The sequence below is a fragment of the uncultured Merdimmobilis sp. genome (genome assembly GCF_902471145.1).
GTDB classification, from domain to species: Bacteria; Bacillota; Clostridia; order Oscillospirales; family Ruminococcaceae; genus Merdimmobilis; species Merdimmobilis hominis.
The window spans coordinates 1-21092 of record NZ_CABRJC010000016.1 but is presented as its reverse complement, the minus strand read 5'-3'; the positions used below and the strand labels follow the sequence as shown (position 1 = coordinate 21092).

Annotated in this window: 18 protein-coding genes; 7 read left to right on the top strand and 11 right to left on the bottom strand. The window is 56.2% G+C overall.

Going from position 1 to position 21092, the window contains the following annotated elements:
• The first annotated feature begins 109 nt into the window (after window positions 1-109).
• From RDQ42_RS08080 to RDQ42_RS08055, 6 genes are all read left to right on the top strand, one after another.
• Complete coding sequence (locus RDQ42_RS08080) at window positions 110-1147, top strand: ABC transporter ATP-binding protein (RefSeq protein WP_231358366.1); 1038 nt, start codon at window positions 110-112, stop codon at window positions 1145-1147.
• A gap of 18 nt (window positions 1148-1165) precedes the next feature.
• Window positions 1166-2098, top strand: coding sequence for a carbohydrate ABC transporter permease (locus RDQ42_RS08075; protein ID WP_083386287.1), 933 nt, complete (start codon window positions 1166-1168; stop codon window positions 2096-2098).
• A gap of 12 nt (window positions 2099-2110) precedes the next feature.
• Window positions 2111-2938: a carbohydrate ABC transporter permease gene (locus RDQ42_RS08070; protein WP_071427061.1), complete on the top strand. Its 828-nt coding sequence runs from the start codon at window positions 2111-2113 to the stop codon at window positions 2936-2938.
• A 59-nt stretch (window positions 2939-2997) separates the two neighbouring features.
• Window positions 2998-4299 carry an ABC transporter substrate-binding protein gene (locus RDQ42_RS08065; protein ID WP_308588534.1) on the top strand — a complete coding sequence of 434 codons (1302 nt, stop codon included), beginning with the start codon at window positions 2998-3000 and terminating at the stop codon, window positions 4297-4299.
• Between the two features lie 102 nt (window positions 4300-4401).
• A complete protein-coding gene (locus RDQ42_RS08060) occupies window positions 4402-5709 on the top strand; it encodes an alkaline phosphatase family protein (RefSeq protein WP_231358365.1) in 1308 nt (435 codons plus the stop codon).
• 16 nt (window positions 5710-5725) lie between these two features.
• Window positions 5726-6541, top strand: a complete 816-nt coding sequence (locus tag RDQ42_RS08055; RefSeq protein WP_071427059.1) for an HAD family hydrolase — start codon at window positions 5726-5728, stop codon at window positions 6539-6541.
• Window positions 6542-6679: 138 nt separating this feature from the next.
• Here RDQ42_RS08055 and radC read toward each other — a convergent pair whose 3' ends face one another.
• The gene (gene radC, locus RDQ42_RS08050) at window positions 6680-7390 is read right to left on the bottom strand and encodes a DNA repair protein RadC (protein WP_071427058.1); all 711 of its coding nucleotides are present in this window, start codon (window positions 7388-7390) and stop codon (window positions 6680-6682) included.
• 166 nt (window positions 7391-7556) lie between these two features.
• Here radC and RDQ42_RS08045 point away from each other — a divergent pair, with 166 nt between their 5' ends.
• On the top strand, window positions 7557-8522 hold the full coding sequence (locus tag RDQ42_RS08045; protein WP_308588533.1) for an RluA family pseudouridine synthase: 966 nt from the start codon (window positions 7557-7559) through the stop codon (window positions 8520-8522).
• A gap of 119 nt (window positions 8523-8641) precedes the next feature.
• On the opposite strand, the gene RDQ42_RS08040 is transcribed toward RDQ42_RS08045, so the two are convergent.
• The 10 genes from RDQ42_RS08040 to RDQ42_RS07995 all read right to left on the bottom strand — a co-directional run.
• Window positions 8642-12952 carry a PolC-type DNA polymerase III gene (locus RDQ42_RS08040; protein WP_308588532.1) on the bottom strand — a complete coding sequence of 1437 codons (4311 nt, stop codon included), beginning with the start codon at window positions 12950-12952 and terminating at the stop codon, window positions 8642-8644.
• A gap of 21 nt (window positions 12953-12973) precedes the next feature.
• Entirely contained in the window at window positions 12974-14023 is a 1050-nt protein-coding gene (ispG, locus tag RDQ42_RS08035; protein ID WP_231358363.1) for a flavodoxin-dependent (E)-4-hydroxy-3-methylbut-2-enyl-diphosphate synthase, read from the bottom strand.
• A gap of 15 nt (window positions 14024-14038) precedes the next feature.
• Window positions 14039-15073, bottom strand: a complete 1035-nt coding sequence (locus tag RDQ42_RS08030; protein WP_231358362.1) for an RIP metalloprotease — start codon at window positions 15071-15073, stop codon at window positions 14039-14041.
• A 66-nt stretch (window positions 15074-15139) separates the two neighbouring features.
• A complete protein-coding gene (locus tag RDQ42_RS08025; protein WP_071428371.1) occupies window positions 15140-16303 on the bottom strand; it encodes a 1-deoxy-D-xylulose-5-phosphate reductoisomerase in 1164 nt (387 codons plus the stop codon).
• 16 nt (window positions 16304-16319) lie between these two features.
• Window positions 16320-17165: a phosphatidate cytidylyltransferase gene (locus RDQ42_RS08020; RefSeq protein ID WP_204211269.1), complete on the bottom strand. Its 846-nt coding sequence runs from the start codon at window positions 17163-17165 to the stop codon at window positions 16320-16322.
• A 1-nt stretch (window position 17166) separates the two neighbouring features.
• Window positions 17167-17892, bottom strand: a complete 726-nt coding sequence (locus tag RDQ42_RS08015; RefSeq protein WP_054332422.1) for an isoprenyl transferase — start codon at window positions 17890-17892, stop codon at window positions 17167-17169.
• A gap of 46 nt (window positions 17893-17938) precedes the next feature.
• Entirely contained in the window at window positions 17939-18493 is a 555-nt protein-coding gene (frr, locus tag RDQ42_RS08010) for a ribosome recycling factor (protein ID WP_054332423.1), read from the bottom strand.
• An 18-nt stretch (window positions 18494-18511) separates the two neighbouring features.
• Window positions 18512-19216: a UMP kinase gene (pyrH, locus tag RDQ42_RS08005; protein ID WP_054332424.1), complete on the bottom strand. Its 705-nt coding sequence runs from the start codon at window positions 19214-19216 to the stop codon at window positions 18512-18514.
• A gap of 489 nt (window positions 19217-19705) precedes the next feature.
• Window positions 19706-20089, bottom strand: a complete 384-nt coding sequence (locus RDQ42_RS08000; protein WP_054332425.1) for a hypothetical protein — start codon at window positions 20087-20089, stop codon at window positions 19706-19708.
• A 16-nt stretch (window positions 20090-20105) separates the two neighbouring features.
• Window positions 20106-21092: alpha-isopropylmalate synthase regulatory domain-containing protein (locus RDQ42_RS07995; protein ID WP_308588529.1), on the bottom strand; the 987-nt coding region annotated here is incomplete at its 5' end.

Here is a 21092-nt window from a genome sequence, read left to right as displayed (position 1 = left end):
TATTCCCCATTCTCCCACCAAAAAATTACCTGTTTTTTACCGGATGATGGCGGATTCTTAAACAAAGCTCTGGTAGGATGAATGCGTAATCGAAATGGGAGGTACTTGTATGTACAAGATTGAACTCAGAAACATCACCAAATCCTATGGCGGGAACCCTCCGGTCATTGAGAATTTGAATTTAGGCATCAAGGAAGGGAGCTTTACCGTCCTTTTGGGGCCTTCCGGCTGCGGCAAGTCCACCATCCTGCGGATGATCGCCGGCCTTGAAACGGTCACCCAGGGGGATATTTTTATGGACGGGATCAGCGTCCGGGACACAGCGCCCGGCGACCGGCAGATCGCTATGGTCTTTCAGAACTACGCCCTTTACCCCACTATGACTGTGCGGGAGAACATGGAATTCGGCCTGAAAAACGGCAAAATCCCCAAGGAGGAGCGGGACAAACGGATCCAGGAAATCTCCGAAATGGTGGGCCTGACCGAATATCTCGACCGCAAACCCCAGCACCTCTCCGGCGGGCAGCGGCAGCGGGTGGCCCTGGCCCGGGCCATTGTAAAAAAACCAGCTGTCTTTTTGATGGACGAACCCCTCTCCAACTTGGACGCCAAGCTGCGCAACCAGATCCGCACCGATTTGATCGAGCTTTACCGCAAGCTGGGCACCACCTTTGTCTACGTCACCCACGACCAGGTGGAGGCCATGAGCATGGGCACCGACATCGTCCTGCTGGAAAAGGGGGTTATCCGCCAAAGCACCACCCCCAATGAGATCTATCAGCACCCAGCCAATGTATTCACCGCCAAATTTATCGGATCCCCGCCCATGAATGTACTGGATGCCTCTGCTTTCACAGAATTGGGGGTCTCCCTCCCCGAGGGAACCCGCTATGTGGGATTCCGGCCGGAAATCGCCATGGTGGCATCCTCCATCACTGGCCTGACCGGCGACTATGTCGCCATGGAAGGGGACCTTCTCGCCCGGGAGATGCTGGGTGACCAAACCCTTTACAAAGTCCAGACCCCCTATGGGATTGTCCACGTAAAAATCTTTGACGACTGGGGTGTGGGGTACGGCAAGGTGACCATTGTGGTGAAAAAATCCAACCTGTTCTTCTTCGACCAGCAAGAACAGGCCATCGCCTAACGAAACAGGAGGGACTGTATGCTAAAAACGGAAGCGATTCTCCCCGCCGCCCAGGTGCGGGAAACGGCAAAGGGGAAACCCAAGCACATCTTCTCCAGGGCCTTGCCTTACCTGATGGTGGCCCCCTCCCTCACCATCTTCTCGGTGTTTGTCCTCTACCCCATCTTCTACATGATCTATCTCAGTTTCTTCAAGTGGAACATGATCGGCCCCAAGACCTTCATCGGCCTCAAAAACTTCACTGACATGTTTGCCGACCCAGAATTCTGGCAGGTGCTGGGGAACTCCTTCCAATACATGTTCTTTACTGTGGTGCTGTCGGTGGGGCTCGCCCTTCCCCTGGCGGTTTATCTGAAGGCCAACACCCGGGTCAACCGGTTTTTACAGGGAGTTGTGTTTACCCCTTATGTGGTCTCGCTGGTATCCATCTCCTTTGTTTGGATGTGGCTGATGGACAGCGACTACGGTCTGCTCAACTACTTGCTGGAGCTTCTCCACCTGCCTGCGGTGGGCTGGCTCAACGACCCAGATGTGGCCATGTATTCCCTGATCACCGTATCCGTTTGGAAGAGCCTTGGCTACAACGCCATGATCCTCCTCTCCGGCATGCAGAGCATCCCGCCTTACCTCTATGAGGCTGCCAACCTGGACAAATCCAGCGGAATGACCACCTTCTTTAAAATCACCCTGCCCATGCTTTCCCCCACCCTATTCTTTTTGACCTTGATGAACATGATCTCCTCCTTCAAAGTATTTGAGACGGTCAACATCATGACTTCCGGCGGGCCGATGAACTCCACCAATACCTTGGTGTACGACATCTACCTCTACGGGTTTTCCTACTACAAAATCGGCTACGCTTCCGCCATGGGGGTGGTCTTGATGATCATCATCGGCATCTGTACCATCTTCTACTTCCGCAGCCTGAGCCGCCGGGTCCATTACCGGTAAGGAGACATAGATATGAAAAAACGCATCACCTTCACTTCCGCGGGGAAACTGGTCTTCGACGTCTTCCTCTTTCTCATCTTCTTCCTCCCCTTCTATTGGATGGTGCTCACCTCCATCAAGACCATGGGCGAAACCCTGAAGATGCCCCCTTCCTTTTGGGTGAGCAATCCCCAGTGGGAAAACTTTGTCACCGCCTTCAACGCCATCCCCTTCTTGAATATGCTCAAAAACAGCTTGATTGTGGTGTTTGGCACCCTTTTCTGCCAGTGCATCACGGTGATCCCGGCGGCTTATGCCTTTGCCCGGTATGAGTTTAAAGGGAGCAAATTCCTCTTCGGGGTGACCCTGGCCACCATGATGATCCCCGCCCAGTTGATCTTCCTGCCAGTATTCCTGCTGTTTAGCCAGCTGGGCCTCATCAACAGCTATTGGTCGCTGATCCTCCCCTCGGCCAGCAGCGCTTTCGCCATCTTTATGCTGCGCCAGACCTTCAAGCAGGTGCCGGAGGAGCTTTTAGAGGCAGCCCGCCTGGACAACGCCAGCGAATGGACCATCCTGCGCAGGATTATGCTGCCCATCGCCCGGCCCACTGTGGTCACTTTGGCGCTGCTCACCTTTATCAGCAGCTGGAATGACTACTTTTGGCCCTTGGTGCTGACCACCAACAACACTGTGCGCACCCTGCCGGTGGGGATTGCCGCTCTGAAAGCGGCTGAGGGCGGTATCAAATACCACATCCTCATGGCGGGCAACGTCCTGCTGGTCATACCGGTGCTGGCTGCTTTCTTTATCGCCCAGAAGCAGGTAATCCGGGCCTTTACCTACATGGGTGAAAAATAACCGTTCCCCCTTTCCACTGCGGTTGGAATTCTATAAATCAAAATATAAGGAGATTCAACATGAAAAAGGCAATCGCACTTCTTTTGGCGGCTTCCATGACCCTTTCCCTTGCGGCCTGCGGCGGCGGAGGCGGCGGCCCCTCCACCCCGGATTCCTCCAGTGGCGACAGTGAAGTAGTGGAGCTGACTTACTGGTATTCCTGGACCGATAAGATCCAGGAGAACAACATCAATCTGGTCAACCAATTCAACGAGACGGTGGGCAAGGAAAAAGGCATCCACGTCACTGCCGAATACCAGGGCACCTATGTGGACCTGCACCAGAAGCTTCAAGCCGCTTATATCTCCGGCACAGTGCCCGATGTCACCGTCATGGAAATCGCATCCATCAAGACCTTTGCCGAAAACGGCGTTCTGGAGCCCTTGAGCCCCTATATTGAACGGGACAATATCGACATGGATGACTTCTATGAGGGCCTTCTCACCAACTGCCAGGTAGACGGTACCTGGTACGGCCTGCCCTACCTGCGCAGCACCCCCATCCTCTATATGAACACCACCCTGCTGGAGAAAGCCGGCCTTGATCCGGCGGGCCCCAAAAACTGGGAGGAACTGGCCCAGTACTGCAAGACCATAAAAGAGGAGACCGGAGCCTATGGCCTCTCTATGTACTCCTACATCTGGGTGTTGGAAGCCTTCCTCTTGGGCAACGGAACCAGCGTCCTAAACCCCGAAGAGACCAAAACAAACATCGCCGACGAAAAATCCATTGAGGCCATCCAGTTCTTTAAAGATTTGAAGGACCAGGGGTACATCCGCTGCGTGGCCGGCGCCGACTCCACTAAAATCGACGCGGACTATATCAACCAAAACTGCGCCATGTGGTTCACCTCCACCGCCAACCTCTCCAACATCCTGGCCAACGCCAAAGAGAACAACTTCGAAGTCAACACCTGCTTCATCCCTGGCAACGGCCAGTACGGCGTGCCCACCGGCGGCTGTAACCTGATTATGACCTCCAAAATCTCCGACGAACACAAAGAAGCCGCTTGGGAGTTCATCAAATGGATGACCAGCCCCGAACAGGCCGCTTACGCCAGCGAATACACCGGCTACGTCCCCAGCCGCAAGAGCGCCACCGCTACCGACCGCATCCAGAAGCTGTATGAGTCCACCCCTCAATTCAAAGTGGCCCTGGATCAGCTGGAGCTCTACGGCCACGGCCGCCCCATGAATCCGGGATACGCCCAGGCCAGCAATGAGATTGTCGCTGCCCTGGATGCTATTTGGGTCAACGGCGCGGACACGGTTTCCACCTTGCAGGAGACCGCTGCAAAAGTGGATAAGCTCTTGGCGGAATAGCCTCCCCTTGGAACGCCGACCCCTTCTTTTTTGGAAAAGGCGGCGTTCCTTTTCTCTACCCAAACCCACCATTTTCAATACAAGCAAAGGAGATTGTGCCCTATGGCAAAAAAACTGATCGTCCTCTCCCTAGATGCACTGCAAACTGGCGACCTGGATCTACTGTTCCAACTTCCCTACTGTTCCCAGCTGGCGGAAAAATGCGCCATTGTCAAAAATGTGCGAGAAATTTATCCCACCCTGACCTATCCAATTCACACCGCCATTGTCACCGGCGTAAGGCCGGAGAAAAACGGCATCCCCCACAACCAGAAGCCGGGCATCACCCGGGATGAACCCAACTGGAGCATCATGGGCTCCGACTGGTACTGGGAGAAAGAAGGCATCCAAGTTCCCACCCTAGTGGACGCCGTCTGGGAGGACGGCCGCACTGCGGCGACGGTCAACTGGCCGGTGACCGCCGGGGATACCCGGGGGTACAATGTGCCGGAAATTTGGCCGGTGAAAGCCCTCAAAGAGGACCAGCGGGAAGTCTACCGCAAGGCCGCCTCCCCTGCTGCATTTGAGGAGTACTATGACCGGTTCATCTCCCGCTACGACTGGCACAGCAATGACGACCTGCGGGTCTACGGGGTGGAGATCGCCATTGACATCCTGCGCAACCACAAACCGGACCTGCTCCTTCACCACATCGTCCACCTGGACCACGCCCGCCACGTCCACGGGGACCACGGCCAGGAGATTGAAGACTGTATCAAACAGCTTGACATCGCCGTGGGCCGGATCGTAGAGGCCACCAAGGACGCTGGCACCTACGAGGACACCAACTTTGTGCTGCTGGGCGACCATGGGCAGATCGACATCCGTCAGGTATTCCACCTCAATGCCTGCTTGGTGGATATGGGCTTCATCCGGCTGGGGGCAAACGGCCTGCCAGAGGAGTATGAGGCGTACAGCTTCTCTGCCGGGTTCTCCACCCACATCCACCTCAAGGACAAAGGGGATGAAAGGCTGGTATCCCGGGTTCACAAGGCTCTTCTCGCCCTCCAGGCCGCCTATCCCCAGTGTATCGACCGGGTGTACACCGCCGAAGAAGCCTTGAAAGAAGAGGGCCTTTCCGGAGAATTCTCCTTTGTGGTAGAGGGCGCCCTTGGCACCTTGTTCCAGAACAGTTTTACCGCCCCTATCCTCATTTCCCGGGAATCCCCGCTCTACGATCAATACAGCGCCACCCACGGCCATCACCCATCCAAAGGGGAAAAGCCCCCCTTTGTGGCATTCGGGCCGGACATCCGCCCCGGGGTAGTCATCGATGGCGCCGACCTGCTGGATGAATGCCCCACTTTGGCTGCCTTAGCGGGTGTGGACATGCCACAGATGGAGGGGAAACCCTTCCCCATTCTCAAGTAATTTCTGGAGGAAATATATGATTCAAACCCTATCGGACATCTATCTCTACAGCGACATTGACGGCACCTTGGGAATCGCAGGGCTTGGCATCCCCCAGCGCAACCGCCAGGCCATCGCCCGGTTTGTGGAAAAAGGAGGTCATTTTGCCCTGTGCACCGGCCGGGGCATTACCAACATCAAGCCTTTTGTGGAGGGCCTGCCCATCAATGCCGATTCGGTGATCGGCAACGGATGTGCTGTCTATAGTTTTGCGGAGGACAGAGCTCATTCGGTGACCTATATCCCCCCACAAGGAGAGGATTACCTGCGGGAGATCCTTTCCCAGCACCGGGAATTTGGCGTGCTTCTCATCAATGAGGAAGGGTACTTCATCCTAAAAGAAGAGGGCCGGCCGGATCAGTGCTTTTCCCGGGAATTTCCCCGCCGAACCTTAGAGGAACTCCAAGGCCCCTACTACAAATTCCTTTTTGTTGTTCCAGAAGAAGATGCCCAACAAGTCTATGAGGAACTGAAAAGCCGCCCCTACCCCGGTGTGGACTTCGTCCGCTCCGCCCTCACCTCCATTGAGATGCTTCCCCATGGGGTGAGCAAGGCCAGCGCCTTTTTGAAGCTGTGCAAGGAGCAAAACATTCCTATTGAAAACACCGTATTTATCGGGGATTTTTACAACGACCGGGAGATGTTCCTCTCCGCCGGGTTTCCTACCTGTGTAGGCACTACTCCGGAGGATCTGAAGCCTTTGTGCAAAATGGTTCTTGGGCCCTGTATGGATGGCGCCGTAGCTGATTTAATCCAGTGGCTGGAGGAGCGCTATCCCCCGGCAAAGGCATAACCCTCTCTATTTAATCATCCCTTTTCGCATTCCCGCCCCTCAGTGCCAGCACAACAGCACATAAAAAAGCAGCGCGGCAACAAGCCGCGCTGCTTTTTTATTGCTTCAGCGGATCTGGAGATTTGGGGCTGCGCCCGCCTACATCCCCACAAAAAGGCCGGAATCTGCCAAGGAGACAAAATCATCCTGGGCGACGATGATATGGTCCAACAGCTGAACCGAGACCGCATCCAACGCATTGCGAAGCTTTATGGTGGTGGCGATATCGTCGTTGGAGGGCAGTGCAAACCCCTGGGGATGGTTGTGGGCCACCACCACTGAAGCCGCGGCCACACGCATAGCCACCTCCACAATCCGGCGGACGGTGATGGGTGCGCTGTCGATGGTCCCTTCGGTGAGGATGTCGCAGTACAGCAGCTTCTTTTTGTTGTCCAGGCAGGCCAAATACACCACCTCATTGGTGCGGCCTACAAATTTGTGTTTGAGGAAACTGCCCACCTTTTCGGTGGTGTCCAACACCGTTCCCGCGGCATATTTGTCGTCCAGGTAGCGGCGGCTTAAGGAAGAAACCATCCCCACCAGGATTGAGGCGCTTGCCCCGACGCCAGGGACCTTTTGCAGTTCCTCTATCGGGGCGTCGCATACGCCGGAAAAAGACCCGAACCGTTCCAGCAACTGGTGGGCGATTTTGTTGGTATCCCCCCGTGGGATGGCATAAAACAACAAAAGTTCCAACACCTCGTGGTCCTGGAACCCATCCAGCCCTGTTTTGAGAAACCGGTCCCGAATCCTCTGCCGGTGTCCGCTGTGGATATTCTTATCCTTCCCCGATCCCTTTTGTTGTTCCACCTGTCTCTGCCTCCGCTCCCCTTGATGCTCCCAGTATAGCAAAAACCGGCGGATTTTGGAATGGATCGGTGAGGTTTTGTCCGGAATTCTTTTCATTTCCCCTGCTTTTTGGTATACTGGAACAAGACTTTTATGGAATTGCTGGGCATCCCAGCGGGGAGGAATCATGAAACAATTTGTGGTCAACCAAAACGATGCCGGCCAGCGGATGGACAAGTTTATCGCCAAATCCATTCCCAAACTGCCTCAGTCGCTGCTGTACAAGGCCCTGCGGACCAAGCGGATCAAGCTCAACGGCAAGCGGTGTGAAATCTCCACCAGGGTGCAGGCGGGGGATTTGGTGGAATGCTACCTCAATGATGAGTTTTTTGAAACACCCCAGATGGAGTTTCCTTTTTTAGCCGCCCCCGGGGAGGTCGACATCCTCTATGAAGATGAGAACCTCCTTCTTTTAGATAAAAAACCTGGGCTTTTGGTCCACGAGGATCAGAAGGAACAGGTGGACACCCTCATCAACCGGGTGCTCCACTACCTCTACAACAAAGGGGAGTACCGGCCCCAGGAGGAAAACAGCTTTGCCCCAGCCCTCTGCAACCGGATTGACCGCAACACCGGCGGGATTGTCATCGCGGCCAAAAATGCCCCCACCCTGCGGGTGCTCAACCAGAAGATCAAGGACCGGGAATTGGACAAACGGTACCTCTGCATCGTCCACGGGCAGATGCCCAAAAAATCCGACACCCTCAAAGCTTACCACATCAAAGACGAGTCCAAAAACCAGGTCTTTGTCTTTGACTCCCCCCGGTCTGGCGCCAAGACCATGTTGACCAAATACCGGGTGCTGGCCCAAAACGGCCGCTTCTCCCTACTGGAGGTAGAGCTGCTCACCGGCCGCACCCACCAGATCCGCGCCCACCTGGCACATGTGGGACATCCCCTGTTGGGGGACACCAAATACGGTTTCAACCGGGATAACAAGGGCACCGGATTCCGGTTCCAGGCGCTGTATTCTTACCAGCTGGGGTTCCGCTTTTCCACCGATGGGGAGCATCTCTCCTACCTGGATGGCAAGGTGTTCACCGTGCCAAAAGTGCAGTTTAAAGAAGATTTTCTTGCAGGCAAAATTCGATAATGATTTTTAAAACTAGGGTTTTTCTCCAAAAATATTTCACATAATTCAAAAATCCGTCTGTAAAGAACATTATCTTTACAGACGGATTTTTGTTGATACAAAAGGCTTTTTTCACCTTTTTAAAAAAATGTCATCTGACTGCTGTCAGGGATATCTTTGAGGGCCCCTGCATCTTTGAGAAGTTCTACCACCGCTTTGGAGACCTTTGCACGGTTGATAATGTCATCCCCCGAGATGAATTCCCCTTCCGCTGCAGCATCCTGGATGCTGGTGGCAGCGGCAGCTCCAAGCCCCTTAAGGGCACAGAAAGGCAGGCGGATCTTTCCATCCTCGCACTGGTATTTGGTGGCGTGGGATTTGTACAAATCCACCGGCAGGAACTGGAAGCCTCTGGCCATCATCTCATTCATGATCTGTAAGGTGGCGTACTGGTCATCCTCTTTGGTGGTGCGCTCATTGCCTTTGCGCTTTAAGTCTTCCATTTTCTGCAGCACCGCTCCCCTGCCCCGGATGGCGGCGTCAGCGTCAAAATCTCCGCCCCGCACCGTAAAGATGGTGGCATAAAATTCCAGCGGCCGGTAAACCTTATACCAACCCAGCCGGATGGCGCCGATGACATAGGCGGCGGCGTGGGCCTTGGGGAACATGTATTTGATCTTCATACAGCTGTCGATGTACCAATCGGGGACGTCGTGTTCCTTCATGGCGGTGATATGCTCTTCGGTCAAAAGCTTGGTAGCCTTGCCCTTACGGGTGATCTCCATGATCTTAAAAGCCATTCCCGGCTCCAGACCGTGGTAAATCAGGTACAGCATAATGCTGTCTCGGGTACCGATGACCTCAGAAATGTCGCAGGTACCGCTTTTGATCAAATCTTGGGCGTTGCCCAACCAGACATCGGTGCCGTGGGACAGGCCGGAAATCTGCAATAGGTCGGAGAAGGTCTTGGGCTTGGCATCCTGGAGCATCTGCCGCACAAAGCTGGTGCCCATCTCCGGAAGGCCCAAACTGCCGGTGTTGCAGTCGATGTCCTCTTCACTAACCCCCAGCACCTCTGGCGAGGTGAACAGGCTGATGATTTTAGGGTCGCTCATGGGGATGTCATTGACCTTGACCCCAGTGCTGTCCTCCAAGTGCTTATACAGGGTAGGGACATCGTGTCCCAGGTTATCCAGCTTCAAGATGGTGTCATGGAGGGAGTGGAAGTCGAAGTGGGTGGTCACGATGGAGGAATCGGCGTCATCCGCCGGGTGCTGCACCGGGGTGAAGTCGTAGACCTCATGGGCACCGGGGATGACCACCATGCCGCCAGGATGCTGGCCGGTGGTCCGCTTAACGCCGGTGCACCCGAGGGCCAGGCGGGTTTCCTCCGCCCGATGGACCATCCTCCCCCGCTCTTCCAGGTATTTTTTCACAAATCCATAGGCGGTTTTCTCCGCCACGGTGGAGATGGTGCCTGCCTTGAAAACATGGCTGGAACCGAACAGCTCCTCGGTGTACTTGTGTGCTCGGGCCTGATACTCGCCGGAGAAGTTCAGGTCGATATCCGGGGATTTGTCGCCATTAAACCCGAGGAAGGTTTCAAAGGGGATATCGTGGCCGTCCTGCAAATAGGGGGTGCCGCAGACCGGGCACACCTTGGCGGGCAGGTCAAACCCTGAGCCGATGGAGCCGTCGGTGATAAACTCACTGTGCTTGCAGTTGGGGCAGATGTAGTGGGGCGGCAGAGGGTTGACCTCCGAAATGCCGGCCATGGTGGCCACAAAGGAGGAGCCAACCGAGCCGCGGGACCCCACCAGGTAGCCGTTTTCTTCCGACTTGGCCACCAGCTTCTGAGCGATGATGTACAGCACGGAAAACCCGTGTTTGATGATGGAGGAAAGCTCCCGGTCCAGGCGTTTTTCCACCAATTCCGGCAAGGGATCGCCGTAGACAGCCCGGGCGCGGCCCCAGGTGATCCGCTGCAAATCCTCTTCTGCGCCCTCGATGTGGGGCGGGAAGGTGCCGTCGGGGATAGGCTTGAGCACCTCCACCATGTCGGCGATTCGGTTGGTGTTTTCCACCACCACTTCGTAGGCTTTTTTCTCGCCCAGGTAAGAGAATTCTTCCAGCATCTGGCCTGTGGTCTTCAAATAGAGGGGAGCCTGCTCCCCCGCGTCCTTGAACCCTTGCCCCGCCATGAGGATCTCCCGGAAGATGGAGTCGCTCTCGTTTAAGAAGTGGACGTCGCCAGTGGCAACCACCGGGAGGCCCAGCCGGTCGCCCAGCTTGACAATGGTCTTGTTGAAATCCTGGAGCTCTTCCTCACTGTTGACCCGCTGTTCCCGCAAAAGGAACCGGTTGTTGTCGATGGGCTGGATCTCCAGGTAGTCGTAAAACCGGGCGATGTCGCACAATTCATTCCAAGCCTTGCCGTCCAGGATGGCCCGGAACAGCTCGCCGGCTTCGCAGGCGCTGCCGATAATCAGCCCCTCCCGCAGCTTGATCAGCTCGCTTTTGGGGATGCGGGGCCGTTTATAAAAATAGTCCAGATGGGACATGGAGATCAGCTTGTACAGGTTTTTCAGCCCTTGGGAGTTTTTCGCCAGGATGACGATGTGATAGGAGGGCAATTTTTGGGGGTCGCTGGCAGTGAGGGCGGTGTTGATCCTCCCAATGGTGTTGACTCCCCGGTCCGCCTCGATGATCTCCATCTCCTTGGCGAAGATGCCCGCCAGCACCCGGGCGTCATCACAGGCCCGGTGGTGGTTGAAGGGGGGAAGTTTCAGGTGGTTGGCCACCGTGTCCAGCTTGTGGTTTTTCAGCCCGGGGAACAACGACCGGGAAATGGGAACCGTGTCCACCGAGGTGAACTCGTACTTCATGCCGCTGCGCCGGGCTGCTGCTTTGAGAAAGCCGGTGTCAAAGGGGGCGTTGTGGGCCACCAGCACCGCATTGCCTTTTCTGCAAAACTGATAGAACATCTCCAGGGCTTCTTTTTCTTTTGGGGCGCCCTGCACCATTTCATTGGTGATGCCGGTCAGTTCGGTGATCTTCACCGGGATAGCGGTCTCCGGGTCCACAAAGGTGTTGAACTCCTCCGCCACTTCCCCGTTTACCAGACGCACGGCGCCGATTTCGGTGATCCGCTCAGTGGCAGCGGAAAGGCCGGTGGTCTCCAGGTCAAAGACGATGAACTCCCCGTCAAAGGGGACGTCCTCGCCGCCAGCCACCGCGGGCACCATGTCGTTGACGAAATAGCCCTCCACCCCGTAGAGGACCTTAAATTCCCCGCCTTCCTTGGTGATTTTGTTCACCGCGTTCATGGCGTCGGGGAAGGCCTGCACCACCCCGTGGTCGGTGATGGCCAAGGCCCGGTGACCCCATTTATAGGCCTGGTCAATGATCTTATCCAGGCCGGTGATGCCGTCCATAGCGGACATGTTGCTGTGGAGGTGGAGCTCCACCCGTTTGGTGGGGGCCTCATCCACCTTGGAAATCTTCTTCACTGTGCTGACATCGCTGGGCCGGATGGTGATCTCCCGGTCGTACTTGTCATAGGAGGCCAGCCCCCGCACCACAATGGTTTTGCCTACTGTGAGGCTGTCCGGCGGGTCGGTCTTATCCTTGTCCGCGATGATCTTTAGGGTGTTGGAGTTGGTGTAATCGGAAAAATCAATGGAGTAGATGGCGCGGCTCCCATCCCGGGTCATCCGCTTTTCCGCCCGGAAAATGTCGCCCCACACCACCACGGTGCCGCTCTCCTGATCCACGTCGGAGAGCTTCATCGGCCGCTCTTTAATGGGTTTGCCGATGACCACCTGCATGCTGTCCGGCTCAAAGGGCAGGCCAGTGATGTCGAAGGCCACCTTCTGTTTCGGCCGCTCTTTGGGCGCGCTGGCGGATGCAGGGCGCAGCTCCACCTTGGGCAGGGCAGCTTCCGCTTTGGCGATCACCTCAGTGAACTGGGCGCTGTCCTTCTGGACCGTGAGGACCCCTTCCAGTTCCACCTGGAAGCCCAGGCCAAACTCCTCCCGGAGGATGGAGCTGATCTTCTCTGGGCAGCGGGCCTGGCGCAGCAGATCTGCCCCCCCATGGGATAGGGCGATATACAGGGTCCCTCCCTCCAAGCGGGCGGAGGCCCCTTCAAAAAAGCCGTTGACCAGCGCCCCCTCCTGCCGCAGACGGACAACCAGCTCCGGCAGGTAATCGGGGCTGAATTTCTCCTTGGGGTAGGTGGGCAGTAAAACAGCGGCGGAGAGCCTCAGCGCCTCCGCCAATTTTTGCCCTGCCATATGCAGCGCTTCGTGGGAGACAGTGTCCTCTAAAAAGAGGGTCACCTCCATGGTCCGCTCCGCTTTGATAACCCGCAGCCGTGTGATCTCCCCACGTGCCAAATTCAAATCCATCGGGCCCAAATAGGCGCCGAATATCTCATGAAAACTGCTCAATGTTTCACCACTTCTATGTAACTACAATTCCTCAATGGCGGACAATAGTGCACAGAGGAGTTCCTCCTCCGGGACCTTTTTGATGATCTCCCCTTTTTTGAACAGGAGACCCACCCCATCGCCGCCGGCGATGCCGATGTCCGCCTCCCGCGCTTCCCCTGGGCCATTGACTGCGCAGCCCATCACCGCCACCTTGATGGGTTTCTTACAATCGGCAAGGGCCTCCTCCACCTGGTGAGCAAGGCCGATCAAATCGATCCGGGTCCGGCCGCAGGTGGGGCAAGAGACAATGGTAGGGCCGGTTTGATCCAGTCCCACCGCCCGCAGGATGTCTTTGGCTGCGGCGATCTCCTTGACTGGGTCGGCGGTCAGGGATACCCGGATGGTATCGCCGATGCCGTCCGCCAGCAACGAGCCGATGCCCACAGCGGATTTCACCAAGCCCATCCGCTCAGTTCCCGCTTCGGTGACCCCCAGATGGAGGGGGTAATCAAACCGCTGGGAAGCCAGGCGGTAAGCCTCTATTGTCTGTGGCACCCCAGAGCTTTTCAGGGATAGGATGATGTCGTGAAAGTCAAATTGTTCCAGCAAAGAGACGTGGTAGGCTGCACTCTCCACCATGGCCTCCGGCGTGGGGCCGCCAAACCGGCGGAGGATTTCTTTCTCCACCGAACCGGAGTTCACCCCGATGCGGATGGGGATCCCCGCCCGCTTACAGCCTTCAGCCACCTGGCGGACTCGGTCATCTGAGCCGATATTTCCAGGGTTGATGCGGATTTTATCCACCCCGGCAGCGATGGATTCCAGTGCCAAGCGGTAATCAAAATGGATGTCCGCCACAACCGGCATGGAGACCGCTTCCTTCAGCACACCAATCAGCCGCACCCCATCCTGGTCTGGGACAGCGATGCGGACGATCTGGCAGCCGGCTTGCTCCAGCGCCTTGGCCTGGGCAACCGAGGCCTTTACATCTCCAGCCCGGGTGTTGAGCATCGATTGCACCACAACCGGCTCCCCACCCCCGATGGGGATTCCCCCTACTGCAACCCGCCGGGTCAATTTCCTTGTCATGGCGTCTCCTCCTTTTTAGCGGAAAATCAATTTTATGACGTCGTTGAAGGTCACCATAGCCATCAGCCCCAAAAGGATCAGAAGTCCCGCTGTGTTGACATAGCCCTCATATTCTGGTTTGATGGGTTTGCGCCGGATCATCTCAATGAGCAGGAAAAACAGCCGGCCGCCGTCCAACGCGGGAAAGGGCAGCAGGTTGAACACACCCAGGTTGATGGTGATAAAGGCGATGATCAAAATGGTGCTGTCCAACCCCATAGAGGCTGCCTCGCCAATGGTGGAGGCCACCCCCACCGGCCCGGAGAGCTGGTTGAGGGTAAACTGCCCGGTGACCATTTTGATCAGCGAGGACCAGACCTGCTTCATAATGGAAACCGACCAATTAAAAGCATATGGCGGCACATTCCAGATGGTTTTCTGCACCCCGTATACCTTAAAATCAATGCGGATAGCTTTGAGGCCATCCCCGATGTCCTGCATGTCGAAGGTGACGCCGGAAAGGTTGATCTTCTCCCCATCCCGGATTACTTCCATATCCAGGACGCCGTCATCCTCATTCATAAATTCATAGCTGATGTCGTTGGGGGTGCGCACCCGATGGCCATTGACCGAGACGATCTCGTCGTCTACCTGTAGCCATTGGGAACTGACCGCCCCTTCTCCAAACTGGCTGATCTGGGTGGTGCCCACGGCGTTGCCCATGCAGACCAGAAGGATCATCAACAGGAAACCCAGCAAAAGGTTCATCATGGCCCCAGCGGAGATGACCAGAAAGCGCTTGCCCACGCTCTTGTTGCAGAAGGCCCGCTCGTCGTTGCTGCCGTCGTCCTCCCCTTCCATGCTGACAAATCCGCCAATAGGGAAAGCCCGCAGGGAGTAGGCGGTCTCCCCTTCCTGCCGCTGGAAGATCACCGGGCCCATGCCCAGGGAAAATTCGTTGACCCGGATCCCCGCCCATTTTGCCGCCAGAAAGTGGCCCAGCTCGTGGATGAAGATCAGCGCGCCAAATACCAGCACTGAAATGACAATTGTACTCAAAGTGTTACCCATAAAGACCTCCTAAAGCCATGCGTATTGGCGCCCTATTTGGCGCCCCTGTGCAAAGTTTGCCCCGTTTTACCGCCGATAACAGGCCGCCAGGGTTTTTACACAATCCTTTGCCGCTCGATCCGCCTCTAACACGTCCTCAAGGGTAAAATCATCCTGGGAAGGGACCCTCTCCAGGGCCTCCCGCACCAACTCCCCTATTTGCAGGAAGGGGATCTCCCCCGCCAAAAAGAGGGCTACAGCCTCCTCATTGGCGCCGTTTAAAATTGCTGGGGCGAGCCCATCCCGCTTCACTGCCTCTATCGCCGCGGGCAGGCAGGAGAAGGTCTCGCAATCCGGTTCAAAAAAGGTGAGTTTGCCCCAATCCGCCAGGGAAAGCCGCCGAACGCCGCTCCCCACCCGCTGGGGGTAGGTCAATGCGTACTGGATGGGGATGCGCATATCTGGAACCCCCAGCTGGGCGATGACCGACCCGTCGGCAAACTCCACCGCCGAGTGAAGGACGCTCTCCCGATGGATCACCACCTGGATGGCTTCCGGCGGGACATCAAACAGCCGGATGGCCTCAATAAACTCCAACCCCTTGTTCATCAGGGTCGCGGAATCCACTGTGATCTTCGCCCCCATGGACCAGTTGGGGTGATTTAGGGCGTCGCCGATTCCCACCTGTTCCAGTTCCGCCCGGGTTTTCCCGAAGAATGGGCCACCCGACGCGGTGAGAAGGATGGATTGGATGGGGTTCCCTGCACTCCCCTGCAAACATTGGAAAATGGCTGAGTGCTCGCTGTCCACCGGCAGGATGGGAAGGCCCTTCCTCTGGGCAAGGCCGGTGACTAATCTCCCGCCAGCCACCAAGGTCTCCTTGTTGGCGAGGGCCACCTGGTTCCCCGCCTCCAGCGCCGCCAGGGTAGGACGGAGGCCGACCATCCCCATTACCGAGTTGAGCACTAAGTCGTTCTGGGGGTCCGCCGCTAGGGCGCAGAGCGCCTCCATCCCATAAACCACCTGGCAAGGGGTATCCGCCAAAGCAGTTTTCACCTCACGGTAGGCAGAAAGGTCGGTAATAACGACATAGCGAGGAAGAAACTCCCTCGCCTGTTCTTCAATCAATCTGCAGTTTTTGTGTGCGGAAAGGCCGTGGACACGGATGCCCAGATTGCGGCAAACCGCCAGGCTCTGGGTCCCAATGGACCCGGTAGAGCCCAATATGGAGATTGTTTTTTTCGTAGGAATCTTCCTTTCCACGCTGTTATGCCAACCCTGCCAAGGGCAGATGCCGGGCGATGATGTACACCAGCGGCATGACAAACAGCACACTGTCAAACCGGTCCAGAACACCGCCGTGACCGGGCATAATCGAGCCAAAGTCCTTGATGCCGCATTGGCGCTTGATCACCGAAGCGGAGAGATCCCCCACCATGCTGGTCAGGGAAAGCAACGGGCTGATCAGCGCAAGGCGCAAGTAATCCACTTCAATGGGGCTGCCAAGCATAGCAAACCCATGGGAGAGAAGATACGCCACCCCCAATAGGAGGAGCAGCGCTCCGATGACCCCGCCTACAGCGCCCTCCACCGTCTTTTTGGGGCTGATTTTCGGGGCCATTTTGTGTTTGCCAAAGGCCACGCCAGAGAAATAGGCGCAGGTGTCGCAGAGCCACGCCCCACCCAAAGCCACCAACACATAGAACATGCCCAACACCGCACCGAAGGAATCCCGCATATAGATGGCGGTGGTGATGGAAAGCGGGATAAACAAACTGACAAAAAAGGCAAAGCCTACATCTTCAAAATTCAGGGTCTCGTGTTTTGCCAGCAGGATGCAGAAGAGCACCACCACAAGCAGGTACACGAGGACTGGGAACAGCCGAAGCTGTACAAAATAGCTGGTCTTTAAAAAGGGAATCCATGCGGCGGTGAGAAAGCAGGCCAGCGAGAGGCCCCGGTAGCGGATATGCCCCGTTGCCGCCAGCATTTCATAGAGCGCCAGAAGAGAAATGACACTGACTGCTGCATTGAGAATCAGCGTATCAAAAAAACGAAGGACTACAAACAGGACACACAGTCCCACAGCAGCCGAAAGTATGCGCTGCTTCAAATCAAATTCCTCCAAACCGCCGGTTCCGGGCAGCATACTCCCAGAGGGCTTTATCCAGGTGTTCCGGCTTAAAGTCCGGCCACAGCACATCCATGTAGATGAACTCCGCATAGGCGGACTGCCACAGCAGGAAATTGGAAGAACGGTGTTCCCCACTGGGCCGGATGATGAGATCGGGGTCAGGCTGGCCCGCAGTGTACAGCCGGGCTGAAAGCGCTTCTTCGGTGATGTCCTCCTCCCGCAGGAGGCCGGACCGCACATCCTGAACCAGGCGGCGGGCAGCTTCTACAATCTCCGCCCTGCCGCCATAGTTCAGCGCAATGTTTACCGTGATGCCGGTATTGTTCCGGCTCTTTTCGGTGATGTCCGCCATCATTTCCTGTAGGTCCCTGTCCAGCGGCGCAGGATCCCCTAAAAAATGAACCCGGACATTCTCCTTTTCAAACCGGTACGCATCTTTCAAATACTCCCGCAGCAGGTTCATGATGGCGTCCACCTCATCTTTCGGCCGCTTCCAGTTTTCGGTGGAAAAGGCATAAGCGGTGATGTAGGGGATGCCTAGATCGCGGACGTATGCGGTGATATCGCCAAAAGTCTTGGCGCCTTGCTTGTGACCGGCTGTGCGGGGCAGGCCGCGTTTGGTAGCCCATCGGCCATTGCCGTCCATGATGATGCCTATGTGCTTGGGCAGCACCGGGGGCAGTGATTTGGATTTTTGCTCAAACATGAACCGTGCCTCGCTTCTCTACTGATTTCTATGCAGGAGGGCTTATCTAAATTTCCATAATCTCTTTGGATTTGGCTTCCGCCGCCTTGTCGATGTCCTTGATGAACCGGTCGGTGATGTCCTGAATCTCTTTTTCCAGCTGTTTCAGGTCGTCCTCAGTGACTTCGCTGGCCTTTTTCGCAGCTTTGAATTTGTCGTTGGCATCCCGGCGGATGGCGCGGATGGCCACCTTGGCATCCTCCGCCGTCTTGCTGACGGTTTTGCACAGGTCTTTTCTGCGCTCTTCGGTCAAAGGGGGAAACACCAGCCGGATGACACTGCCGTCGTTGTTGGGGTTGATGCCCAGATCCGAGGTCTGGATGGCCTTCTCAATGGCTTTCAGGGTGGATTTATCCCAGGGCTGGATCATCAGCATTCTGGCTTCCGGGACCGAGATAGCCGCCATCTGCCCAATTGCGGTGGGGACGCCGTAGTAGTCCACCATAATCTGATCCAGCAGGCCGGGGTTGGCTCTGCCGGCGCGGATGCCGCTGAATTCTTTGTCCAGGACTTGCAGGGTTTTGTTCATTTTTTCCTCGTAAGGTTTTACCATAGCATTCATAAATGACGCCTCCTTCTATTACTGCACCAGAGTTCCGATTTCCTCGCCCTGTACCGCGCGGACAATGTTATCGGGATCATCCAGGCTAAACACCAAAATGGGGATGTGGTTGTCTTTGCACATAGAAGCCGCTGTCATGTCCATGACCGTCAGCTCCTTATTGAGGATTTCGCTGAAAGAAAGCCGGTCGTACCGGACTGCATCGGGGTTCTTGTTGGGGTCGCTGTCGTAGACACCATCCACCAACGTGGCTTTAAAGATGATATCCGCGTCGATCTCCGCTGCCCGCAGGGAAGATGTGGTATCGGTGGAGAAAAAGGGGTTGCCGGTGCCGCAGCCAAAGATAACCACTCTGCCCTTTTCCAGATGGCGGACCGCCCGGTTCCTTATGTAGGGCTCGGCGATCTGCTGCATGGCGATGGCGGTCTGCACCCGCACATCCACCTTTTGGGCCTCCAGGGCGTCTGCCAGGGCCAGGGCGTTGATCACCGTGGCCAGCATTCCCATGTGGTCAGCCCGAGTGCGGTCCATCTGGCCGCTGCTGCGGCCCCGCCAAAAGTTGCCGCCGCCCACTACAATGGCGATCTCTGCGCCCAGTTCCACACATTTCTTGACGCTGGCGCAGATCCGGTATACGGTGTCGTAATCCAGGCCGAATTTTTGATCTCCGGCAAGGGCTTCGCCGCTGAGTTTGAGCAGGATTCGTTTATACTTCAATGCCATTCGACTCACTCCCACAGTTTTATTCTATTTTACAACAATTGCCACGCCGTTGTAAAGCTTTTTCCCGGCGTGAAAGGAACCAACCCTAGTATACACCCATTGCAGGTGGATTGAAACGCCGGAAGGTTTTTTTTCACAAAATGCTTGCAATTTAGCCCCTTTTTCCCGAAAAAATAGGACACAAGACCTCTTGTGTCCTTATGGATTTTTCCGAATTGCTGAAAGGGCCGCCGCAGTGGATGTGCCTCCCCCGCAGGATGCACGGCCTTTTTGTTGCCTGCCGGGCGGCGTTATCCCCTTCAAGGATTGCCTAGAGTAGGTCCAAACGGTGTCATTATACCAAAAACATCCTCTTTTGGCAATCCATAATTCGCCGGCCACCAAATAATTTCCTGCTCCTCCTGCTGAAAGCCGCCAGCGCGGCCCTTGCCCCCACAAAAAACGGGCAGGCCGGATTCCATCCAGCGCTACCCGCCCCAATTGACACCGTTATTCCCGGGTGTAAAGGATGGTCAAATCCCCGTCTACAAAACCGATGGCCACCGCCTGGGCCGCTTTGAGCTTTCCGGCGTACTGACCTTGATCCAGGTACAGATCCACCAGGTCAGCGGCACAGGACAGCCCCTCCTGCCACTCGATGTCCTCACTCTCCCGTGGGAGGTAGTAGACATCCTCTTCGCTGGAGAAGGCTTCGTCGCAAGCCCAGTCATCGTCCGCCTCATCAAACCGGCTGGCACCGATTAACTGGATGTCAAAGGCATCCTCCCCTTCATATAGGTTGAAGTTGAAGGCAGCGATCCCTTGGGGGAGTTCCTCCTTCAAAACTTCGTCCAGCCAAGCAGAAAATTCGCCGTAAAATTCTTGTCCATCCATGGAAATTCGTCTCCTCCTATTGTTTTACGGGCGTAGAGCCCACTGTGGTTTCCTGTTGTTCTTCCGTCTGCATGCAGCCGTATAGGAGAGCGTCCTGCAGGGCTTGGCAGCTGGCTTGCAGCACATCTTTTGAGATGCCCAGCGTGCACCAGGTCAGTTCCCCGTCGCAGACGGTAACCGCTACCCGCACCGAGCGCTCCCCTGACGGGGCGGTGTCCAAAAGCCGGACCTTATAGTCGATGATCCGGATCTTCTGCAAAGCGGGATACCAGCTTCCCAGGGCTTGGTAAAAAGCGGAAGCCAAAGCGTCAATGGTCCCTTTTCCCTCCCCGGCCCCCAGAATGGACTCCCCTTTTCGTTTCACTTTGACTACCGCTAAAATCGGCTGGTCGCTGCGGCAGGGGTCACCGGCAATCTGGGCGGAGGCCAATTCAAAAGGCTGTTTCCCCGGCCGGAGTTCACGCACTACCATGAGGATCAGGCTGGCTACAGCGGATTCAAACTGGTACCCTTCCCGCTCCATCGCCCGGATATGGTTCCCCAGGTGTTTTCCCTGGATCTCTTCCCGAGTGATGGTGGGATCCAGCCGCTGCACCGCAGCCAATAGGCCGGATTTGCCGATAAATTCGGAGAGGAGCACGTTGCGCCGGTTGCCCACCAGTTCTGGGGAGATATGGGCCGAAGGGGCAGATTTGCCCCCGCAGCTGTCAATGTCCTTGTGGGCAAAGGCGTTGCGCCCCAAATAGGGCATGTTGGCCGGGATATTGATGTTGGCCGTCTCGGCGATAAAGGAGGCCACCCGGGTGACCAGCTCCATCTTGCTGTTGGGGATGCAGCTGTAGCCGGATTTTAACTGTAAATTGGGGATGACCACTGAGAGCTGCACGTCGCCGCAGCGTTCCCCCAGGCCCAGGTAATTGCCCTGGATCTGGGTGGCTCCAGCCCGCACCGCAGTGGTGCAATTGGCCACGGCACAGCCCACGTCGTTGTGGAAATGAGCCCC

Excerpts from the sequence above, each read along its gene's own strand:
- RDQ42_RS08065 (WP_308588534.1), top strand. The coding sequence starts at position 2,998 with ATGAAAAAGGCAATCGCACTTCTTTTGGCGGCTTCCATGACCCTTTCC.
- RDQ42_RS08070 (WP_071427061.1), top strand. The coding sequence starts at position 2,111 with ATGAAAAAACGCATCACCTTCACTTCCGCGGGGAAACTGGTCTTCGAC.
- RDQ42_RS08015 (WP_054332422.1), bottom strand. The coding sequence starts at position 17,892 with ATGTTTGAGCAAAAATCCAAATCACTGCCCCCGGTGCTGCCCAAGCAC.
- RDQ42_RS08055 (WP_071427059.1), top strand. The coding sequence starts at position 5,726 with ATGATTCAAACCCTATCGGACATCTATCTCTACAGCGACATTGACGGC.
- RDQ42_RS08060 (WP_231358365.1), top strand. The coding sequence starts at position 4,402 with ATGGCAAAAAAACTGATCGTCCTCTCCCTAGATGCACTGCAAACTGGC.
- RDQ42_RS08080 (WP_231358366.1), top strand. The coding sequence starts at position 110 with ATGTACAAGATTGAACTCAGAAACATCACCAAATCCTATGGCGGGAAC.
- RDQ42_RS08000 (WP_054332425.1), bottom strand. The coding sequence starts at position 20,089 with ATGGATGGACAAGAATTTTACGGCGAATTTTCTGCTTGGCTGGACGAA.
- RDQ42_RS08075 (WP_083386287.1), top strand. The coding sequence starts at position 1,166 with ATGCTAAAAACGGAAGCGATTCTCCCCGCCGCCCAGGTGCGGGAAACG.
- pyrH (WP_054332424.1), bottom strand. The coding sequence starts at position 19,216 with ATGGCATTGAAGTATAAACGAATCCTGCTCAAACTCAGCGGCGAAGCC.
- RDQ42_RS08030 (WP_231358362.1), bottom strand. The coding sequence starts at position 15,073 with ATGGGTAACACTTTGAGTACAATTGTCATTTCAGTGCTGGTATTTGGC.
- RDQ42_RS08045 (WP_308588533.1), top strand. The coding sequence starts at position 7,557 with ATGAAACAATTTGTGGTCAACCAAAACGATGCCGGCCAGCGGATGGAC.
- frr (WP_054332423.1), bottom strand. The coding sequence starts at position 18,493 with ATGAATGCTATGGTAAAACCTTACGAGGAAAAAATGAACAAAACCCTG.
- ispG (WP_231358363.1), bottom strand. The coding sequence starts at position 14,023 with ATGACAAGGAAATTGACCCGGCGGGTTGCAGTAGGGGGAATCCCCATC.